The 19,919-nt window shown below is 72.1% G+C and carries 17 protein-coding genes and 1 tRNA gene; 7 read left to right on the forward strand and 11 right to left on the reverse strand.

All coding sequences use genetic code 11. The features are described from left to right. Nucleotides 1-151: 151 nt before the first annotated feature. The 3 genes from ACWDCZ_RS04430 to ACWDCZ_RS04440 are packed head-to-tail and all read right to left on the reverse strand — an operon-like array spanning nucleotide 152 to nucleotide 2,819. Nucleotides 152-1,114: an ABC transporter ATP-binding protein gene (locus tag ACWDCZ_RS04430; RefSeq protein WP_049650304.1), complete on the reverse strand. Its 963-nt coding sequence runs from the start codon at nucleotides 1,112-1,114 to the stop codon at nucleotides 152-154. 36 nt (nucleotides 1,115-1,150) lie between these two features. Then, nucleotides 1,151-2,029, reverse strand: coding sequence for an ABC transporter permease (locus ACWDCZ_RS04435; RefSeq protein ID WP_449815177.1), 879 nt, complete (start codon nucleotides 2,027-2,029; stop codon nucleotides 1,151-1,153). Beyond that, a complete protein-coding gene (locus tag ACWDCZ_RS04440) occupies nucleotides 2,022-2,819 on the reverse strand; it encodes an ABC transporter permease (protein WP_074005053.1) in 798 nt (265 codons plus the stop codon). Before ACWDCZ_RS04440 ends, ACWDCZ_RS04435 begins: the two co-directional genes overlap by 8 nt. Before the next feature lie 273 nt (nucleotides 2,820-3,092). Between ACWDCZ_RS04440 and ACWDCZ_RS04445 the strand changes: the two genes are divergently transcribed. Beyond that, entirely contained in the window at nucleotides 3,093-5,438 is a 2,346-nt protein-coding gene (locus ACWDCZ_RS04445) for a transglycosylase domain-containing protein (RefSeq protein WP_449815178.1), read from the forward strand. Nucleotides 5,439-5,457: 19 nt separating this feature from the next. Here ACWDCZ_RS04445 and ACWDCZ_RS04450 read toward each other — a convergent pair whose 3' ends face one another. The 3 genes from ACWDCZ_RS04450 to ACWDCZ_RS04460 all read right to left on the reverse strand — a co-directional run bounded on the left by ACWDCZ_RS04450 (nucleotide 5,458) and on the right by ACWDCZ_RS04460 (nucleotide 7,644). Continuing rightward, nucleotides 5,458-6,627, reverse strand: a complete 1,170-nt coding sequence (locus ACWDCZ_RS04450) for a winged helix DNA-binding domain-containing protein (RefSeq protein WP_049655696.1) — start codon at nucleotides 6,625-6,627, stop codon at nucleotides 5,458-5,460. Nucleotides 6,628-6,764: 137 nt separating this feature from the next. Further along, nucleotides 6,765-7,067: a GroES family chaperonin gene (locus tag ACWDCZ_RS04455; protein WP_449815197.1), complete on the reverse strand. Its 303-nt coding sequence runs from the start codon at nucleotides 7,065-7,067 to the stop codon at nucleotides 6,765-6,767. Between the two features lie 235 nt (nucleotides 7,068-7,302). Next, nucleotides 7,303-7,644, reverse strand: a complete 342-nt coding sequence (locus tag ACWDCZ_RS04460) for a DUF3618 domain-containing protein (RefSeq protein ID WP_049655697.1) — start codon at nucleotides 7,642-7,644, stop codon at nucleotides 7,303-7,305. Between the two features lie 166 nt (nucleotides 7,645-7,810). Here ACWDCZ_RS04460 and bcp point away from each other — a divergent pair, with 166 nt between their 5' ends. Beyond that, nucleotides 7,811-8,284 carry a thioredoxin-dependent thiol peroxidase gene (gene bcp, locus ACWDCZ_RS04465; RefSeq protein WP_049655699.1) on the forward strand — a complete coding sequence of 158 codons (474 nt, stop codon included), beginning with the start codon at nucleotides 7,811-7,813 and terminating at the stop codon, nucleotides 8,282-8,284. A 101-nt stretch (nucleotides 8,285-8,385) separates the two neighbouring features. Here the strand turns inward: bcp and ACWDCZ_RS04470 are convergent, their stop codons facing one another. After that, nucleotides 8,386-10,743, reverse strand: a complete 2,358-nt coding sequence (locus tag ACWDCZ_RS04470) for a chitinase C-terminal domain-containing protein (protein WP_449815198.1) — start codon at nucleotides 10,741-10,743, stop codon at nucleotides 8,386-8,388. 432 nt (nucleotides 10,744-11,175) lie between these two features. Between ACWDCZ_RS04470 and ACWDCZ_RS04475 the strand changes: the two genes are divergently transcribed. Next, nucleotides 11,176-11,259: transfer RNA gene (locus ACWDCZ_RS04475), tRNA-Leu, on the forward strand. 74 nt (nucleotides 11,260-11,333) lie between these two features. Here the strand turns inward: ACWDCZ_RS04475 and rdgB are convergent. The 4 genes from rdgB to ACWDCZ_RS04495 form a co-directional block, all read right to left on the reverse strand. Beyond that, entirely contained in the window at nucleotides 11,334-11,939 is a 606-nt protein-coding gene (gene rdgB, locus ACWDCZ_RS04480) for an RdgB/HAM1 family non-canonical purine NTP pyrophosphatase (protein WP_074005051.1), read from the reverse strand. A 31-nt stretch (nucleotides 11,940-11,970) separates the two neighbouring features. Continuing rightward, nucleotides 11,971-12,360 (reverse strand): hypothetical protein, encoded by a 390-nt coding sequence (locus ACWDCZ_RS04485; protein ID WP_049655703.1) that lies wholly within the window; start codon nucleotides 12,358-12,360, stop codon nucleotides 11,971-11,973. 269 nt (nucleotides 12,361-12,629) lie between these two features. Next, complete coding sequence (rph, locus tag ACWDCZ_RS04490; protein WP_049655704.1) at nucleotides 12,630-13,355, reverse strand: ribonuclease PH; 726 nt, start codon at nucleotides 13,353-13,355, stop codon at nucleotides 12,630-12,632. 129 nt (nucleotides 13,356-13,484) lie between these two features. Continuing rightward, on the reverse strand, nucleotides 13,485-13,718 hold the full coding sequence (locus tag ACWDCZ_RS04495) for a glucose PTS transporter subunit EIIB (protein ID WP_030060521.1): 234 nt from the start codon (nucleotides 13,716-13,718) through the stop codon (nucleotides 13,485-13,487). Nucleotides 13,719-14,115: 397 nt separating this feature from the next. Here ACWDCZ_RS04495 and ACWDCZ_RS04500 point away from each other — a divergent pair, with 397 nt between their 5' ends. From ACWDCZ_RS04500 to ACWDCZ_RS04515, 4 genes are all read left to right on the forward strand, one after another. Further along, entirely contained in the window at nucleotides 14,116-15,405 is a 1,290-nt protein-coding gene (locus tag ACWDCZ_RS04500; RefSeq protein WP_049655706.1) for a PTS transporter subunit EIIC, read from the forward strand. Between the two features lie 386 nt (nucleotides 15,406-15,791). After that, on the forward strand, nucleotides 15,792-17,069 hold the full coding sequence (locus tag ACWDCZ_RS04505; protein ID WP_049655708.1) for a PTS transporter subunit EIIC: 1,278 nt from the start codon (nucleotides 15,792-15,794) through the stop codon (nucleotides 17,067-17,069). 476 nt (nucleotides 17,070-17,545) lie between these two features. Next, entirely contained in the window at nucleotides 17,546-18,628 is a 1,083-nt protein-coding gene (locus ACWDCZ_RS04510; RefSeq protein WP_449815179.1) for an LLM class flavin-dependent oxidoreductase, read from the forward strand. Next, a complete protein-coding gene (locus ACWDCZ_RS04515; RefSeq protein ID WP_449815180.1) occupies nucleotides 18,625-19,911 on the forward strand; it encodes an LLM class flavin-dependent oxidoreductase in 1,287 nt (428 codons plus the stop codon). The genes ACWDCZ_RS04510 and ACWDCZ_RS04515 overlap by 4 nt, the downstream gene beginning before the upstream one ends. Nucleotides 19,912-19,919: the final 8 nt, after the last annotated feature.

Genomic DNA, 19,919 nt, shown 5'->3' on the forward strand with positions numbered 1-19,919 from the left:
TTCCGGACATCGGCGAGTGATGCCGGGTCAACTCACGGTGGGGGCCGGGGGTCACGACGATCACCCACACCGGTGACGCGGAATAGAACGCACCCCCGGCCGTCGCACGGGTGAGCGACGGCCGGGAGGGCGAACCGGGCCCCGGGGCCCGTCAGCCGATCGCGACCTCCGCGTACATCCGGGCGATCACGTCCTCGATGGCCGGCTCCCGCACCGACAGGTCCACCAGCGGGTAGCGCGCGGCGACCGCCGCCACGATCGGCGCGGCGCTCTCCTGGGCCGGGAAGGCCAGCCACTGGCGCGGCCCCTCGACCCTGGTGACCCGGGCCCCGGGCACCTCGACCGGGTGCCCGAGTTCCTGCGCGAGGTCCACCACCAGCGTCCGCTCGCTGCGGCCGGTGGCGTGCAGCCCCTCCAGCCCGCCGTCGTACACCAGCCGGCCGTGGTCGATCACCATCACCCGGCCGCAGAGCTGCTCGATGTCGGTCAGGTCGTGGGTGGTGAGCAGCACGGTGGTGCCCCGGTCCCGGTTGACCTCGCGCAGGAACTCCCGCACCCGGCCCTTGCTGACCACGTCCAGGCCGATGGTCGGCTCGTCCAGGTAGAGCACCCGGGGGTCGTGCAGCAGCGCCGCCGCGAGGTCGCCGCGCATCCGCTGGCCGAGCGAGAGCTGGCGCACCGGGGTGTCCAACAGCCCGCCGAGGTCGAGCAGTTCGACGCAGCGGTCGAGGTTCTCGCGGTACCGGGCGTCGGGGATCCGGTAGATCCGGCGGGCGAGCTCGAAGGAGTCGCGCAGCGGCAGGTCCCACCAGAGGGTGGTGCGCTGGCCGAAGACGACGCCGATCCGGCGGGCCAGCGCGACGCGCTCCCGGGCCGGGTCGACCCCGGCCACCCGCAGCCGTCCGGAGCTGGGGACGAGGATGCCGGTGAGCATCTTGATGGTGGTGGACTTGCCGGCCCCGTTGGGCCCGATGTAGCCGACGCACTCGCCGGCCTCGACGGTGAAGCCGAGCCCGTCCACCGCGCGGACCTCGCGCCTGGCCCGGCTGAACCGGCCGGTGCGGGTCCGCACGGTGAAGGTGCGGTGGACGTCCTGCAGTTCGATCAGTGCCATGGGGTTCCTCACGAAGCGAAGCGGAGCGGCGGGGGTTCAGCTGCCGGTGCCGCGGTAGGCGCGCAGCCCGGCCCGCCAGGCGAGTCCGGCGGCGAGGACGCAGACCGCGGCGGCGACCGGGGAGGCGAACTGGAAGGCGGTGGGCAGGCCGAGCGGGTCGGGCCGGTCGAGGATGCGCAGCGTGGGCAGCCAGTTGACGAAGGCCAGCGGGACGCCGAAGACCACCGCGGCGACCAGCTCCTTGGCGAAGATCGTCGGCGGGTAGTGCAGCAGGGTCGCGCCGCCGTAGGTGAAGGAGTTCTGGATCTCCTTGGACTCGCCCCACCAGAACTGGACGGTGGCGCCGCCGACGTAGACCGCGCCGAAGATGACGGTGCCGCAGAGCAGCAGGACGGGCACCAGCAGCACCCGGTCCCAGGTCCAGTGCACGTCCAGGGCGGTCAGCGACCAGACCAGCACGGCGACGGCCTGGAGCGGGCGGCCGAGCCGGCGCAGCGTGAAGCGCTCCGCGCACAGCTGGGAGAGCGCGGGCGCGGGCCGGATCAGCATGGTGTCCAGCGAGCCGCTCCGGATCCGCGCGCCCAGGCCCTCGGCCGAGCCGACCAGCAGGTTGGCCGTGCCGAGCGAGAAGGCCGCGGTGGCGTAGAGGAAGGCCGTCTCCGGCAGGCTCCAGCCGCCGAGCCGGTCGGTGTGCCGGAACATGATCACCAGCACCACGAAGTCGAGGGAGTGGGTGACCAGGCTGGCCACCAGGTTCAGGGCGAAGGAGGCCCGGTAGGCCATCATCGAGCGCATCCACATCCGGGCGCAGAGCCACCAGGAGCGCAGCGCCCAGGCGGTGCGGGGCCCGAGGGAATCGCGGGGCCCGAAGGAGTCGCGGGGCCCGAGGGGCTCCCGTACGAGCTGCTCAGCCACCCTGCACCACCACCCTGCGGGTGGCCAGCCACTGGGCGCCCCGCCCGGCGGCGAGCAGCACCGCCGCCCAGCCGAGCTGGAAGCCGAGCGCCCCGAGCAGCGCGGCGCCGCCGGTCCGCTCCAGGAAGACGTCGGTGGGGACGTTCACCAGCGCCGACCAGGGCAGCACCCGGCCGAGGTCGCCGAGCCAGCCGGGGAACAGCGCGACCGGCAGCAGCATCCCGGAGAAGAACATCGAGACCACCAGCATCACCGAGCGCACCCCCTCCGAGTCGTGCAGCCAGAAGCCGGTGATCGAGACCAGGAAGCGCAGCCCGAAGCTGACGATCACCGCGAGCAGCGCGGAGAGCAGGAAGAACGCCCAGGTCAGCGGGTGTTCGGGCAGCCGGATGCGGAACACCAGCGCGCCGATCAGCATCGGCACGGTGCCGCGCACCAGCGCCTGGAAGCCGGCCCGGCCGAGGTCGGAGGCCAGCCACCAGCCCTGGAAGTCGACCGGGCGGTAGAGGTCGACGGCGATGTCGCCGCTGCGGAAGCGGTCCTGGAGGTCGTCCTGGAAGCCGCCGCCCCACACCGCGACGGTGACCAGCAGGCTCTGGCTGACCCAGATGTACGTGACGGCCTGGCTCTGGTCGTAGCCGCCGAGGCCGGGGCGGGCCTGCCAGAGGGCGAGGAAGGAGGAGGCCAGGATGATGCCGAAGACGGTGTTGGTGAAGGTGCCGGCCACGGTGGCGGCCCGGTAGGTGGAGTAGCGGCGGAAGGCGCCGCGGGCAACGGCGGCGTAGAGCATATTGTCTCCTTGTCGACAAATGTGGGCAGAGGGAGGCGCCCCTCGACATCCGCGCACGCCCCAGCGGCTCCGACCGGCCGTACCCGGGGGGTGCCGGGCCTGGCGGGCGGAGCTGCGGAAGTCGGTGCGCCGGAAAGCCGGTGCACTGGAAGGCCAGTGCGCCGAAAAGTCGGTGCGCTATGCGGTTTTCACCTTTCACCGTACCTCCGGCCCGCACCACCCGCACCCGGTTTTTCCGACCTGAGCCGACGTCAAATAGCAGATAATCTCGGCATGACCTTGAGCACCCGCCGCCAGGCCAAACGGGCCGCCCGCCGCGAGGCCCGCCGCGCCCTCCCGCTCTGGCGCCGGCTCCTGCCCACCTGGCGGATCACCCTCGGCACCCTCACCGCGCTGCTCCTGCTCGCCGCCGGCGGCTTCGCCGTGCTCTACGTCATCGTCCCGGTGCCCGACCCCAACGCCCACGCCGTCGCCCAGAACAACATCTACCTCTACGCCGACGGCACCACCGAGATCGCCCGCACCGGCGCCGTCAACCGCACCGACGTCACCATCGACCAGATCCCGCTCCCGACCCAGCAGGCCGTCGTCTCCGCCGAGGACCGCACCTTCTACCAGAACCGCGGCATCGACCTGAAGGGCATGCTCCGGGCCGGCTGGAACACCCTGCTCGGCAAGGGCATGCAGGGCGGCTCCACCATCACCCAGCAGTACGTCAAGAACTACTACCTCACCCAGGACCGCACCCTCGAGCGCAAGGGCCGCGAACTGCTCATCGCCCTCAAGGTCGACCAGCAGCGCGACAAGCGCGAGATCCTCGCCGGCTACCTCAACAGCAGCTACTTCGGCCGCGGCGCCTACGGCATCCAGAGCGCCGCCCACGCCTACTACGGCGTCGACGTCTCCCAACTCACCCTCGGCCAGGGCGCCTACCTCGCCTCCCTGCTCCAGGCCCCCAGCCTCTACGACGTCAAGACCGCCACCCCCGCCAACCGCGAGAAGGCCGTCGCCCGCTGGAACTACGCCCTCGACGGCATGGTCCAACTCGGCTTCCTCACCCCCGCCGACCGCGCCGCCACCACCTTCCCCGACCCGATCGACCCCCAGCCCGCCACCGGCCTGGCCGGCCAGGCCGGGTACCTGGTCGGCGTCGCCGACGACTACCTCGTCTCCTCCGGCACCATCGACGCCGCCACCCTCAAGGCTGGCGGCTGGCGCATCACCACCACCTTCGACAAGCCCCGGCAGGACGCCTTCGCCAAGGCCGTCCAGGAGCAGCTCACCGGCGAACTCGACCCCCAGGCCCGCCCCACCACCGACACCGACGTCCGGGTCGCCGGCGCCTCCGTCGAACCCGCCACCGGCCGGGTCGTCGCCGTCTACGGCGGCCCCGACTACGCCAAGCAGCCCTACAACGACGCGCTGCGCCAGGACAACCAGATCGGCTCCACCTTCAAGCCCATCGACCTCGCCGCCGGCCTGGTCGCCCAGCACGACCTCGACGGCCGCCCGATCACCACCGAGTCCCGCTACGACGGCACCAGCGAACGCCCCGTCACCGGCGGCCCCACTCCCTACGCCCCGCCCAACGAGGACGGCGTCGACTACGGCAACATCACCCTGCGCTACGCCATGGTGAAGTCCGTCAACTCCGTGTACGCCCAGGAGGGCGTGGACGCCGGACTCGCCCGTGTCCGGGAGACCGCCGTCAGACTCGGCATCCCCGACAGCGTCCGCGGCATGGACCCGGCCAACACCTCGATGACCCTCGGCACCGCCACCCCCAGCGCCCTCGACCTGGCCGGCGCCTACGCCACCCTCGCCGACCACGGCCAGGCGCACACCCCCTGGTCCGTCCTCAAACTCGAACGCGTCAACCCCGGCGGCGCCGTCGACGTCCCCAAGATGCCCGAGCACACCCCCACCGACGCCCTCGACCGGGAGATCGCCGACTCCGTCACCGACGTGCTGCGCGACGTCATCAGCCCGCGCGGCACCGGCGCCGCCGCCCTCGACCTCGGCCGCCCCGCCGCCGGCAAGACCGGCACCACCGACTCCAACCTCTCCGCCTGGTTCGCCGGCTACACCCCCGAACTCGCCACCACCGTCGGCCTGTTCCGGGAGAACCCGAAGACCCATGCCAAGGAACCGCTGGCCGGCACCGCCGGACTCAGCCGGATCAACGGCGGCGCCTTCCCCACCCGGATCTGGACCGCCTACACCGCCGCCGCCCTCGACGGCACCCCCACCCAGGACTTCGACCTCCGGACCGGACACGGCGCCACCACCGCCACCCCCTGGCCCGGCGTGTCCGCTAGCAGCAGCCCCAGCGCCACCACCCCGACCACCGCCCCGGCCGCCGGCGGCGAACCCGCCACCACCGACCCGGCCCCCGGCGCTCCCGCCGGCCACACGCCCAGCGCCCCCGCCGCCACCGGCCAGCCCCCCACCGGCCCCAACACCCCCAGCCCGCAGGCCACCAGGCCGACGACCACCGACCCGGAGCAGCCCAGCCCCACCCCGAAGCCCACCCTGGTCCAGCCGACCCGCCCCACGGCCCTGCCCAGCGCCACCGGCGGCCCCGCGAGCCACCCGGTGCCGCCGCCCCCGACGCCCTGAGCCCCCGATCGGCTCCCGGTCAGCCCCTGAGCTCCTTCTCCAGCGGGGTGCGGAACCGCGGCGTCACCCGCACCTCGCCCAGCCAGCCCGCCAACCGCTCCGCCTCCGCCGCGACCGCCCGCTCCGCCTCCGCCCCGGCCCCCCGGAACAACCGCCACACCACCTCGCCGTCCGCGCGCTGCGTCCAACCGCCCACCACCTCGCCGCACCACCACACCGTCGGCCCGGCGTTGCCCGCCCGGTCGAACAGCGCCGGCACGTCCTCCGGCCGCAGGTACCAGTCCCGCCCGCGCCAGCCCATCACCGCCGGGTCCAGCGCGGGCAGCAGCGCCGCCCACGGCTCCGGCTCCGCCACCGGCCCCTCGTCCCCCGGCAGCACCAGGGCGGGCGCCCCGCCGGCCAACGCCACGTCCAGCGCCCCGAGATCGGCCAGCGCCCGGCGGACGTCCCCCAGCGTCCAGCCCGTCCACCACTTCACGTCCTCGACCGTCGCCGGCCCGTACGCCGCCAGCCAGCGCCGCACCACCTCGGCCTTCGCCTCCCGCACCGGCACCTCCGGCCACTGCGGCACCAGCGCCCACGGGTAGCTGCTGCTCAGCCACGACCCGCGCGGACGGCAGCGGCGCACGTGCCCGTCCGAGGCCAGCAGCCGCAGCAGCCGGCTGCCCACGCTCTGCCGCGCCTCGTACGCCTTGCCCGCCGACATCAGCATCGTCTCGCGCAACTGCGGTACGTCCTCGGAGAGTTCCTTGGTCGTCGCCTCGCCGCGCCCGGCCAACGCGGCCAGCACCTCGCGCTCCGCCTCCGCCAGCCGGGCCTCGTCCCAGCCCTCGGCGTGGTCCCGCAGGTGCTTCAGCAGCGTCGCCCGCTCCTTCGCCGCGATCGCCCGCGCCGCCGCCGAACTCACGTACGGGGCCAGGCCCTCCGTCACCGCGAAGATCGTCCGCCGCATCGACAGCAGCTTCACCAGCGAGACGTCCTCGTACAGCGCCCGGTCCACCTCCGCCGCCGAGGGCTCGGCCAGCCGCGCGCAGGCCGACAGGTACACCGTGGCCGCGTCCGTCGCGTGCAGCCCGACCACCGCGTCGGCCACGTCCTCCACCCGCGCCGCCCGCACCGACGGCGCCAGCAGCTGACGCCGCCCCAGCCTGGCCCGACGCTCCCCGTCCCCGATCACCGGCACACTCATGCCGGGACCCTAGCGCGCGGCACCGACAACGCCCCCGATCCCCGCGGCGGAACGCCATGTCGCGGACCCCCGCCGCGAAAGCACGGTGCCCCCGACCCGGGTCGGGGGCACCTCAGGGCACGGAGCGGATCAGACCGTCACAGGTACAGCCCGGTCGAGCCCTCCGCGTCGCCGAAGCGGGTGGCGGCGACGGCGTGCAGGTCGCGCTCGCGCAGCAGCACGTAGGTGGCGCCGCGGACCTCGACCTCCAGCTTGTCCTCCGGGTCGTACAGCACCCGGTCGCCGGGCTCCACCGAGCGCACGCTCTGGCCCACCGCGACGGCCTCCGCCCAGGTACAGCGCTTGGACAGCTCCGCCGTGGCCGGGATCAGGATGCCGCCGGTCGAACGGCGCTCGCCCTCGCCGCCCTCGATCCGCACCAGCACGCGGTCGTGCAGCATCCGGATCGGCAGCTTCTCGCCGAGCCGGTCGTGGCGGGCGGGCTCCTGCGCGTCGTCGGAGCGCGTCGGTTCGTGGTTCGTACTCACGGTCCCGAAGGTACCTCCCCCGGGCGCGGGGCGTGACGCTGGCCCGGTATCCGGAAGGCCCGGCAGGCGGAGCGCCGGGCACCCGGAAGCCCGGGCACGCGAAAGGCCGGGCACCCGTCGCGCCCGGCCCCGCCGTCCCGCTGTGCGCTCAGCCCTTGCGGCGCTTGCGCGCAGAGGCGACCAGCAGCACCAGGCCCACGCCGACCAGCGCGGCCGGGACGATCCGCTCGCGGCGCGGCTGCCCCTTCTCGTCCACGAACTGCGCCCGGACCTTCTCCACCACGCCGCTGGCGGCCACGTACGCCCGGGCGGTCTTCTCCTCGACGGCGGCCACCGCCTTGGCCTTGACCTGGGCGGTCACCGTGCTCGGGTGGACGCGGACGGCCAGCTCGTCCAGGGTCGACGCCAGCCGGTCACGCGTCCGCTCGATGTCCGCCTCGATCTGGGCGGTCGTCCGCGCCGACTTGTCCTGCGTGCTCGCCTCGCCCACTCGGGCCACCCCATTCACTCGCCGATGTTGTTCCATCCGATCCCTGCGATCGGTGCGACTGACCCAGTGTGTCAGCTGCCGCACACGGTCGCGCGGCCCCACCCACCATCGGAGGTAAGTTTGCCGTGGTACGACCGCCCGTCCCAGCATCCAGGAGAGTACGACCGTGAGTGAGCGTCTCCAGCCCGGCGACACCGCGCCCGCCTTCAGCCTGTCCGACGCCGACGGCAACCAGGTGTCCCTCGCCGACCACGCGGGCCGCAAGGTCATCGTCTACTTCTACCCCGCCGCCCTGACGCCCGGCTGCACCAAGCAGGCCTGCGACTTCACCGACAACCTGGAGGTCCTCGCGGACGCCGGCTACGACGTCATCGGCATCTCCCCGGACAAGCCGGAGAAGCTCGGCAAGTTCCGCGAGGCCGAGAACCTCAAGGTCACCCTGCTGTCCGACCCGGACAAGGAGGTGCTGGAGGCGTACGCCGCCTTCGGCGAGAAGCAGAACTACGGCCGCACCTACCTGGGCGTCATCCGCTCCACCATCGTCGTGGACGAGCACGGCAAGGTCGAGCACGCGTTCTACAACGTGCGGGCCACCGGCCACGTCGCCAAGCTGCTGCGCGACCTCAAGGTCGGCGCGTAAGCGTCGGCGCGTAAGCACGGCCGGTACGACGAAGCGGTGGCGGCACACCCCCCGACCGGGTGCACCGCCACCGCCGTCCTCACCTCAGCGGACCGCCCTGATCAGCAGGTCCCGAGGTCGCTCCAGACACCCCACGAGCCGCTGGCCGCGGGGTCGTCGCCCTTGGTCCACCACTTGTTCTGGTAGTAGTGGCCCTTCCACGAGACCTTGGTGGGCGTCGCGTAGGTGGTGCCGGCGTCCCAGCTCGGGGCAGCCCCGCAGGTGCCCGAGGTCGGGGTCGCGGTCGGCGTCGGCGTCCCGGTCGGGGTGGCCGTCGGCGTGCCGGTCGGCGTGCCCGTGGGGGTCGGCGTCGGGGTGGCCGTCTGCGACGGCGTCGGGGTCGGGGTCGGCGTGCCGCCGTCCACCGCGCCGCGGGTCAGGTCGCCCTTGATCCCGTACAGCGTGCCGCCCACGTTGACCGTCCAGTTCGACGGCGTGGACACCGGCAGGTAGTAGACGAAGTCCATGTCGATCGAGGCGCCCGGCGCCAGCGACTGCCAGCCCGGCAGCTTGACCGACACCCGGTTGTAGGTGCCCTTCAGGCCGCCCACGTTGCCCGGGCCCGGGTTGTCCTGCTTGATGACCTGGAGGCCGAAGCCGGACTGGTCCTTGGCGTTGCCCGGGGCCGAGTTGCCGTAGTCGAACTGGAACTCGGTGCCGCCCGGCAGGGTCAGCGTCGAGTTGTTGACGATGTGCAGCTTCGGGTTGATCGGGTAGTTCGAGTCGCCCAGCGCGAAGTTGGTGAACGACACGTCGATCGGCAGGGTCTGCTGCGGCAGCGCGGTCGTCGCGCGGACCGCGCCGTACGGGGCCGCCGACTTGAACTTGTCGTACATCAGCGAGGTCAGCGTCGAACCGGGCACGTACTCGCCCTTGCCGCCATTGGCGGCCGCGTCCCACTTGTAGTCGCCCGCGAGCTCCCAGATCATCGCGCCGCCGGCGCCCTGGTTGACGATGTAGTCCGCCTTGGCGCCCACCGACTGCTCGTCCTCGGTGGAGAGGAACACCTTCTTGGCGTCGTTCCACAGCCACGGCGCCACCAGCGCGGAGCTGTAGTTGCGGGTGTAGGTGCCCTGCAGCGCGGTGTCGGAGACGCCGTACTTGGCCAGGTAGTCGGGCAGGATGCCCTTCTCCAGGTTCTTGGCGTGCCACATCGGGTTCGACCCGGCCGGGGACTCCTTGCCCGCGTCGTCCTTGTCGTTCCAGATGTTGTCGATGCCGACCGCGCCGTCACCGCAGGCCGTCAGGCCGGAGCCGGCCGGGCAGGTGGTCGCCGAGGCGGTGCCCCAGAGGCCGTTGGTGCCGCCCTGCACGTTCTTGAAGCCGCGGGTGTAGTACGGCAGGCCGACGTTGATCCGGCCGCCGGGCATCGAGCCGCGGAAGTAGTGGTACGACCAGTCGGCGTTCAGGTAGCCGATGCCCCCGTACTGCCCGGTGCCGTAGACGTTGGCGGCGGCCAGCTCGCCGTCCTTGCCGTCGTCGTACAGCGAGGCGTTCGGGCCGACGTACTTGTTCCAGGCGCCGTGCAGGTCGTACGACATGATGTTGACGTAGTCCAGGTACTTCGCCACCTGGAAGGTCTCCATGCCGCGCAGCAGGTAGCCGGAGGACGGGGCGGCGACCGACAGCAGGTAGTGCCTGCCGTCGGCGGCGCCGGCCTTGTCCAGGCTCTCGCGCAGGGTCTTCATCAGCGCCGCGTAACCCTTGGCCAGCGAACCGCGCTTGGCGTTGGCGAGCTGCCAGTCCAGCGGGTTGCCGGCGTCCTTCATCGAGGTCGGGTACTCGTAGTCGACGTCGACGCCGTTGAAGCCGTACTTGCGGATGAAGTCGACCGAGGAGGCGGCGAAGGTGTCGATGCCGGCCTGGTTGACGCTGCCGTCCGGGTTGACGGTCATCGAGTAGAAGCCGCCGGAGTTGACGCGCTTGCCGTCGTCCCCGAAGTAGCCGCCGGTCTCGGTCCAACCGCCCACCGAGATCAGGGTCTTGACGTTCGGGTACTGCTTCTTGAACTTCGTCAGCAGGTTGAAGTGGCCCTTGTACGGCAGGCTCGGGTCCAGCTCGGCACCGGGGACGCCGGGGAAGGAGATCCCGGTGGCCTCGTTGGTCGGGCCGTCGGTGCCGACCGAGAGCTTGTTGTCGCCGCCGACGTGGCCGAAGGCGTAGTTGAGGTGGGTGACCTTGTCCCAGGGGATGTCGGTCGCCAGGTACGGAGCGTCGCCGTTCTTGCCGGTGCGCCAGCCGGTGAAGTAGCCGATGATGCGGCGCTGGTGGTCCGCGCCCATCTTCTCGCGCCCGCTGGTGTCGTAGACGGAGCAGTACGGGACGTCCACGCCGGGCGTCTGGTACAGGCCGTCGGGCCGACAGGCCGCGTTGTCGACGGCCGCCGACGCCTGCGAGGGCGCCGCACCCAGCGTCGCCATCAGCAGCCCGGCCAACGAGGCCGCCGCGAGCGAGGCCACACCGGCGCGGGCCGCCGGGCTCTTCCGGCGGTGCGCGGCGGTGGGACGCCGCTCCGCCGTGTTTCGGATCAACACTCGGTCCTCCAGGAGAGAGTGTCGGCGCGTGCCTGTGGGGGAGCACGCACGTGGGGGGTTGCAATTGGCGGAGAAGCTATGTGGTCTGAACCACATAGGTCAATAGGTCTGTACCAATTGGTAATCAACAGCCAAACATCACAGGTCGGAAGCGCGCGACATCCAGTCAGCCCCCTGGCCGAAACCCACTCCCGGCACCACCGGGCCGACCCGACGGGCCCGGCGCCACTGCCGCCGCGGGGCCCGGGCGCGGCACCGGCGGGGCGACGGCGGAAGTCGCTGTCCCCACACTCGGCGAAGCCCTAGACTGGTCGCCATGCGGCCTTGGCGGAATTGGCAGACGCCTGGGTTTTAGGTGCCCATGGGAGAAATCCCGTGAGGGTTCGAGTCCCTCAGGCCGCACTAGCCTTAAATTCGAAGGCCCGCCCCGAGAGTGATCTCGAGGCGGGCCTTCGACGTGTCCGGCGGACGGGGCGTCAGGCGATGAGGTCCTTCACGACCGGGGCGAGGGCGCGGAAGGCCTTGCCGCGGTGGCTGATGGCGTTCTTCTCGTCGGCCGTGAGCTCCGCGCAGGTGCGGGTCTCGCCGAGGGGCTGGAGGATCGGGTCGTAGCCGAAGCCGCCGTCGCCGGCCGGGGCGGTGCGCAGGGTGCCGAGGAGGCGGCCCTCGACGACGCGCTCGGTGCCGTCGGGGAGGGCGAGGGCGGCGGCGCAGAAGAAGTGGGCGCCGCGGTGCGGCTCGGCGATGTCGGAGAGCTGGGCGAGCAGCAGGTCGAGGTTGGCGCGGTCGTCGCCGTGCTTGCCGGACCAGCGCGCGGAGAAGATGCCGGGCGCGCCGTTCAGCACGTCCACGCAGAGGCCGGAGTCGTCGGCGACGGCGGGCAGGCCGGTGGCGCGGGCCAGGGCGTGGGCCTTGAGCAGGGCGTTCTCGGCGAAGGTGACGCCGGTCTCGGGGACGTCCGGGATCTCCGGGTAGGCGTCGGCGCCGACGAGTTCGACGTCCAGGCCGGCGTCCGCCAGGATGGCGCGGAGCTCGGTGACCTTGTGCTGGTTGCGGGTGGCGAGGATCAGGCGGGTGGACATATCGCCCACCCTACCGAGTGGCCGGAGGCGGTCAGCCGGTGCAGAGCGAGGTGAGGTTGCCGGCCGCGTTGCCGAGCGGCTTGAGGTCCGGGACCTCGTTCCTGTCCGCCGCCCGCTGCACGTTCTCGACCTGCTTCTGCAGATCGGTCACGGCCTTGGCGACGTCGGTGTTCTTGGAGTTCTTCCCGACCTGGTCGAGGTCGTTCTTGAGCTTCTGCAAGGCCTTCCCGGCGGCCGCCGAGTCGTTGCTCGCGTTGTCGTACGCCTGGGTGACGTCGGCGAGGTCGCCGGTGATCCTCACGGCGGTGTTGCCGCAGTCGAGCGCCTTCTGGGCGGCGGAGCAGCTCACCATGCTGAGCGGGAGGATCGCGATGAGTCCGGCCACGGCGAGGGCGGCGGGGCGGGCGATGCTCGACGGCATCCGATCCTCCTGGGGGGCGCGGGTTCCGTGGGGTGGGACGCGCGCAGAGGGGTGCGCGGTTCCCGCAGCGGGGGTGCTGCGGGAACCGTACGGTCTCCGGACCCGGCCTGTACAGCAGGCCGACCGTCAGGTCGACCCTTCGGCGGGCCGTTCGCCCCGCGGCCCCACCCGCGGCCCGTACGCGCGTCCGTACCGGTCCGAACGGCCCTCCCCACCCACGGGTTGACCGTCCGTCCGTTCCGCTCCACGGCCGCGGGGCCCTCGCCGGTTCAGCCTTCCAGGGCCTTGCGCTGGATCTCGTCGAGCTCCGCGCAGCCGAGGCTGCCGAGGTCGAGCAGCCGGTCGAGCAGCTCGCGGTCGAACGGGGCGCCCTCGGCGGTGCCCTGGACCTCGACGAAGCGTCCGTCGGAGGTGCAGACGATGTTCATGTCGGTCTCGGCGCGCACGTCCTCCTCGTACTGGAGGTCGAGCATCGGGACGCCGTCGATGATGCCGACGCTGACGGCGCTGACGCCGCCGGTGATCGGCTGGCCCTTGGCGCGCAGCAGCTTCTTGTCGCGGGCCCAGGCGACGGCGTCGACCAGGGCGACGTAGGCGCCGGTGATGGCGGCGGTGCGGGTGCCGCCGTCGGCCTGGAGGACGTCGCAGTCGAGGACGATGGTGTTCTCGGCGAGCGCGCGGTGGTCGACCACGGCGCGCAGCGAGCGGCCGATGAGCCGGCTGATCTCGTGGGTGCGGCCGCCGATGCGGCCCTTGACGGCCTCGCGGTCGCCGCGGGTGTTGGTGGCGCGCGGGAGCATGGAGTACTCGGCGGTGACCCAGCCCTCGCCGCTGCCCTTGCGCCAGCGGGGCACGCCCTCGGTGACGCTGGCGGTGCACAGCACCTTGGTGTCGCCGTAGGAGATGAGGACGGAGCCTTCGGCGTGCTTGCTCCAGCCCCGTTCGATGGTGATCGGGCGGAGCTGGTCGGGGGTGCGGCCGTCGATGCGTGACATAGGCACTGAGCGTAGTCGCTCCGGGGGGCCGCTTCCGGAGGCGAGCCGGAGAGGGCCGGGACGCGCCACGGCCCGCCGTCCCCCTGAGCGGGTCGGCGGGCCGGGCGGGCTGAACCTGGGTGGTTCAGCTCACATCATGTCCTCGATGTCGGCGGCGATCGGGTCGGCGTCGGTGCCGATGACGACCTGGATCGCGGTGCCCATCTTCACGACGCCGTGGGCGCCGGCGGCCTTGAGGGCGGCCTCGTCGACCAGGGAGGCGTCCTTGACCTCGGTGCGCAGGCGGGTGATGCAGCCCTCGACCTCTTCGATGTTGTCGATGCCGCCCAGACCGGCGACGATCTTCTCAGCCTTGCTGGCCATCTGGTTTCTCCCTCTGTCTCGGCCCTTCGGCGGCTCTGCCGGGTGCCGTCCTGCGCTGGTGCTGGGTGTCCCTCGACCGTCGTGCGGTGAGGTGCGTGCCGGTGGCTGACGCGGGTTCGGCCGCGGTCGGCCTGCGAGCGGCGCGACCAGCATCACCCGTGCCGGTCCGGTCCGCCACGTTAGTCCACTTTCGGCCCATTCCGGCGGGCAGGCTCCGGATCGCCGCCCGAGGATGACGATCAGCGGGGCTCGCGCCTCCGGAGTGCGACCTGCGTCAAGTGGTCTACACCAATATATGTGTACTCCGACGAACGCGGGAACGGCCCCGGGTGTTCCCGAGCCCTGCCCGAGGGTCCCGCCGGGCCCCCGGCAGGCAACTGCTCTCGGAGGGCGAAGGATGAGTTCGGCAGGCGCCACGGCCCCGCAGGCCAAACGATGGCACATCTTCTACGGCGGCCTCCAGAAGATGGGCCGCTCCCTGCAGCTCCCGGTGGCGGTGCTCCCCGCCGCGGGCATCCTCAACCGCCTCGGCCAGCCGGACGTGTTCGGCAAGGACGGCCTCGGCTGGGACAACGTCGCGAAGGTCTTCGCCTCCGCCGGCGGCGCGCTGCTCGACTCCTCCTTCGGCCTGCCGCTGCTGTTCTGCATCGGCGTCGCGATCGGCATGGCGAAGAAGGCGGACGGCTCGACGGCGCTCGCCGCCGTGGTCGGCTTCCTGGTGTACTACAAGGTCCTGCACGCCTTCCCGGAGAGCTGCAAGCCGCCGACGGTACTGGTCAGCGACCAGTGCGTGGACTACAGCTCGGCGAAGGCGGCGGCCGCGACGTTCCAGAACCCGGGGGTGCTCGGCGGCATCCTGATCGGCCTGATGTCGGCCTGGCTGTGGGTGCGGTTCCACCGCACCAAGCTGGTCGACTGGCTCGGCTTCTTCAACGGCCGCCGCCTGGTGCCGATGATCACCGCGCTGGTCGGCATGCTGACCGCCGTGGTGGCGCTCTGGGTCTGGCCGCCGATCGGCCGCGGCCTGAACGACTTCTCGCAGACCCTCTCCGACCTGGGCGCGGGCGGCGCCGGCATCTTCGGCCTGTTCAACCGGGCCCTGCTGCTGATCGGCATGCACCAGCTGCTGAACACCTTCGTCTGGTTCCAGTTCGGGGAGTTCACCAGGCCGGACGGCGCGATCGTGCACGGCGACATCCCGCGCTTCCTGGCGGGCGACCCGACGGCCGGCCAGTTCCAGTCCGGCTTCTTCCCGATCATGATGTTCGCGCTGCCGGCCGCCGCGCTCGCGATCGCGCACTCGGCGAAGCCGCACCGGCGCAAGGAGATCTACGGCCTGATGCTCTCGGTCGGCCTGACCTCCTTCGTGACGGGCGTCACCGAGCCGATCGAGTACTCCTTCGCCTACATCGCCCCGGCCCTGTACGCCGTGCACGCGCTGCTGACCGGCGCCTCGATGGCGGTGACCTGGGGGCTCGGGGTGCACGACGGGTTCAGCTTCTCGGCCGGCCTGATCGACTACGTGATCAACTGGGGACTGGCCACCAAACCGTGGCTGATCATCCCGATCGGCCTCTGCTTCGCCGTCGTGTACTACGCGCTCTTCCGGTTCATCATCGTCAAATTCAACCTGAAAACTCCCGGTCGGGAGGACGAGGCCGAGGTCGAGGACGTCACCAAGGCCTGAACCCGGGCGTCACCCGAGTTATCCCCGCAAAGGCCTCCGGACCACCGGTCCGGAGGCCTTCGGCATTTCCGAAAGCCCGGCCGACCGGGCCCAACGCGCCTGGCAGGGCCCACCGGAGCACGCTGTGCTTTTGTTGCGCGATTAGCCAAAATCGATTTTGTTGCGCAGTCGGCCAAAATCCCAATCGCGGTCGCTACCATGATCGCCATTCGGTAAGTAGGTTTCGATTTCATAGCGCTTCCCGGCGACACCGCTTTCCGGGGTTCCTCGACTTCTCCACCCGTGCTACAAAACTGGTCTACACCACGTGTGGTGTAGACCAGTTCGAGGTTCGGCCCCTGTGCCTTCCCCCCGACCGACCGCCATGCCGTTAGGAACCCACCCCCATGAGTCAGTCTGCGCAGGCACCGGCGCCCGCCACGGCTCCGGCCTCACCCAGCCCCGCCAAGAAGTTCGGCCAGAACCTCCTCCAGGGTCTGCAGAAGATCGGTCGCAGCCTCCAGCTGCCCATCGCCGTGCTCCCCGCAGCCGGTCTGCTGATGCGTCTCGGCCAGGACGACGTGTTCGGCAAGGACGGCCTCGGCTGGGACAAGGTCGCCGCGGTGTTCAACACCGCCGGCACCTCGGTCTTCGACGCTCTGCCGATGCTCTTCGCGGTGGGTATCGCGATCGGCTACGCCAAGAAGGCGGACGGCTCCACCGCCCTCGCCGCCCTGGTCGGCTTCCTGGTGTACAAGAACGTGCTCACCGCGTTCCCGATCACCGAGTACAAGATCCTCCCCGGCAAGGACGAGGCGGCCACCTACCAGAACCCGGGTGTGCTCGGCGGCATCGTGATCGGCCTACTGGCCGCGGTGCTGTGGCAGAAGTACCACCGCACCAAGCTGGTCGACTGGCTCGGCTTCTTCAACGGCCGCCGCCTGGTCCCGATCATCATGGCCTTCGTCGGCACCGCCGTCGGCGTCTTCTTCGGTCTGGCCTGGGGCCCGATCGGCGACGCCATCAAGAGCCTGAACGACACCCTGATCGGCGCCGGCGCGTTCGGTGCGGGCGCCTTCGGCCTGGTCAACCGCGGTCTGCTGCCGGTCGGCATGCACCAGTTCGTGAACTCCTACGCCTGGTTCCAGACCGGTGACTTCACCAAGCCCGACGGCACCGTCGTGCACGGCGACCTGACCCGCTTCTTCGCCGGCGACCCGACCGCCGGACAGTTCATGTCGGGCTTCTACCCGATCATGATGTTCGCGCTGCCCGCCGCCGCGCTGGCCATCGCCCACGCCGCCAAGGCGCACCGCCGCAAGGCCGTCACCGGCATGATGGTCTCGCTGGCCCTGACCTCCTTCGTGACCGGTGTCACCGAGCCGATCGAGTTCGCCTTCGTCTTCATCGCCCCGGTCCTGTACGTCATCCACGCGCTGCTCACCGCCGTCTCGATGACCGTCACCTGGGCGCTCGGCGTGCACGACGGCTTCACCTTCTCCGGCGGCCTGATCGACTACGCGCTGGCCTGGAACAAGGCCACCGACCCGTGGATGATCATCCCGCTCGGCCTGGCCTTCGCCGCGGTCTACTACTTCCTGTTCCGCTTCGCGATCACCAAGTTCGACCTCAAGACCCCCGGTCGCGAGGACGACGACGAGATCGAGGACGTCACCAAGGCCTGACGCCCGAGTCACCGCCCGCTCCCGAGGCCCCGCCCCGCCGCTGCTCCCCCAGCGGCGGGGCGGGGCCTTCGGCGTACCCGGGCGCGCCCACGCGGCTCCGGCGGGTCCCCGACCGGACTCCCGCCGGGCTCCCGCCGGACTCCCACGCGGCTCCGGCGGGCTCCGGCGGGCGGAAACGACGGTTGACGAACCGCCGGACGCCCTGGTCAACTGAAGCGGTGAACGCCTCGTGCCCGCTGGTCACCCGCAGCCACATCGACTTCGGTCGCGTGTGGTCCGCGGCGTGTCGCGGCTGAGCTGACCGTTCCCCCACCGCCGCCCGGCTGACGTCCCGCCCGGCGCCGGTCCTCCCTCCCCCGCCCGTACGGGCTCCGCCCGCGGGCCGCCACCGCGCTCCGGCGCGCCCCCGCGCACCCGTGTCCCCGTACGGGTGCGCCGGTGCCCGCACGCGTCCGCACGAGGAAGCCAGGCTCACCATGCCCCGCCAGTTGCACCTGTCCGCAGCCCTCGACAGCCCCGGCCGTCTCGACGCCGGGCACTACACCGCCCTCGCCCGCCTCGCCGAGCGGGCCACCCTGGACTTCGTCACCCTCGACGACTCCTTCGCCGCCGAGCCGAGCCGCCCCGACGCGCTCGCCGCCCTCGCCCGGACCGCCCCGCTGACCGGCCGGGTCGGGCTGGTGCCGACCGTCACCACCACCCACACCGAGCCCTTCCACACCTCGATCTCGGTCAACACCCTGGACTGGGTGAGCGAGGGCCGGGCCGGCTGGCTGGTCGGCGTCTCCACGACCGAGGCCGAGGCGCGGGCCTTCGGCCGCCGCCCCGTCGCCGCCGAGGACGAGCTGTGGGCCGAGGCCGCCGACGCCGTCGAGGTGGCCGCCCGGCTCTGGGACAGCTGGGAGGACGACGCGGAGATCCGCGACACCGCCACCGGACGGTTCATCGACCGCGACAAGCTGCACTACATCGACTTCGAGGGCCCGCGCTTCTCCGTCCGCGGCCCGTCCATCACCCCGCGCCCGCCGCAGGGCCGCCCGGTGGTCGTGGTGCCCGTCGCCGCCGCCGACCTCGCGCCGGACGCCTCCCCGGGCGGGCGGGCGCGGGTCGACGCCGCGATCCGGCACGCCGACGTCGTCCTGCTCGACGCCCCCGACCGCGCCACCCGGCTGACCGCCGCCACCGAACTGCGGCTGCGGGCCGGCGAGAACCTGCGCGTCCTCGCCCGGCTCGACGCCGACCTGTCCGCCCTGCCCGACCGGGCCGCCGACGAGCGGCTGCTCGCCGAGCTCACCGCGCCCGGCACCGGCGTCGACGGCTTCCACCTCTCCCCTGCCGACGCGTCGCGCGACCTCGCCGCGCTGGCCGACCGGATCGCCCCCGCCCTGCGCGCCGCCGGACTGCTGCGCACCGGGTACACCGGCCGCACCCTGCGCGACCACCTCGGCCTGGCCCGCCCGGCCAGCCGCTACGCCGCCCGCCCCGCCGACGGCTCCCCTACCTCCCCTGCCTCCACCGCCTCCACCGCCGCTCCCGCCCTCGCCGAGGTGACCCGATGACGGACCGACCGCTCAAGCAGATCCACCTCGCCGCGCACTTCCCCGGCGTCAACAACACCACGGTGTGGAGCGACCCGGCCGCCGGCAGCCACATCGAGTTCTCCTCCTTCCGCCACCTCGCGCAGACCGCCGAGCGCGGGAAGTTCGACTTCTTCTTCCTCGCCGAGGGCCTGCGGCTGCGCGAGACCAAGGGCCTCATCCACGACCTCGACGTGGTCGGCCGCCCCGAGTCGATCACCGTGCTGAACGCGCTGGCCGCCGTCACCGAACGGCTCGGCCTGGCCGCCACCGTCAACGCGACCTTCAACGAGCCGTACGAACTGGCCCGCCGCTTCGCCTCGTTGGACCACCTCTCCGGCGGCCGCGCGGCCTGGAACGTGGTCACCTCCTCGGACGCCTTCACCGGGGAGAACTTCCGCCGCGGCGGGTACCTGGACCGCGCCGACCGCTACACCCGGGCCGCCGAATCCGTCCAGCTGGCACGGGAGTTCTGGGACGCCGGGGAGGAACCCGTCCGGCACTCCGGCCCGCAGTTCGAGGTCGAGGGCAGGCTCTCGCTGCCGCGACCGCCGCAGGGCCACCCGGTGGTGATCCAGGCCGGGGACTCCGACGAGGGGCGCGAGTTCGCGGCCGCCGCCGCCGACGTGGTCTTCTCCCGGCACTCCACCCTCGCCGACGGCCAGGCCTTCCACGCCGACGTCAAGCGCCGGCTCGCCGCGTACGGCCGCAAGCCGGACGAGCTGAAGATCATGCCCGGGGTCACCTTCGTCCTCGGCGACACCGACGCCGAGGCGGACGAACGGGCCCGGGAGATCCGCCGGGCCCAGGTGAGCCCGCAGACCGCGATCGCCTTCCTGGAGCAGGTCTGGGGCGTCGACCTGTCCGACCACGACCCGGACGGACCGCTGCCGGCCGTCGACCCCGACCCGGACAGCGGCCTGGTCCAGGGCCGGGTCCGGCACGCCGACCCGGTGGCCGTCGCCGAACGGTGGCGGGCGGTGGCCGCGGAGAAGAAGCTGACCAGCCGCGAACTGGTGATCGAGCTGACCGGCCGGCAGTCCTTCATCGGAGCGCCCGCCACCGTCGCCGCCGAGATCGACCGCTTCGTGCAGAGCGACGCGGCCGACGGCTTCATCCTCGTCCCGCACCTCACCCCGGGCGGCCTGGACGAGTTCGTCGACCGCGTGGTCCCGCTGCTCCAGGAGCGCGGGGTCTTCCGCACCGACTACACCGGCCCCACCCTGCGGGACCATCTCGGGCTGCCCGTCCCCGGCCGGCGCTAGCCGTACGC

Source organism: Kitasatospora sp. NPDC001225, from assembly GCF_053597855.1.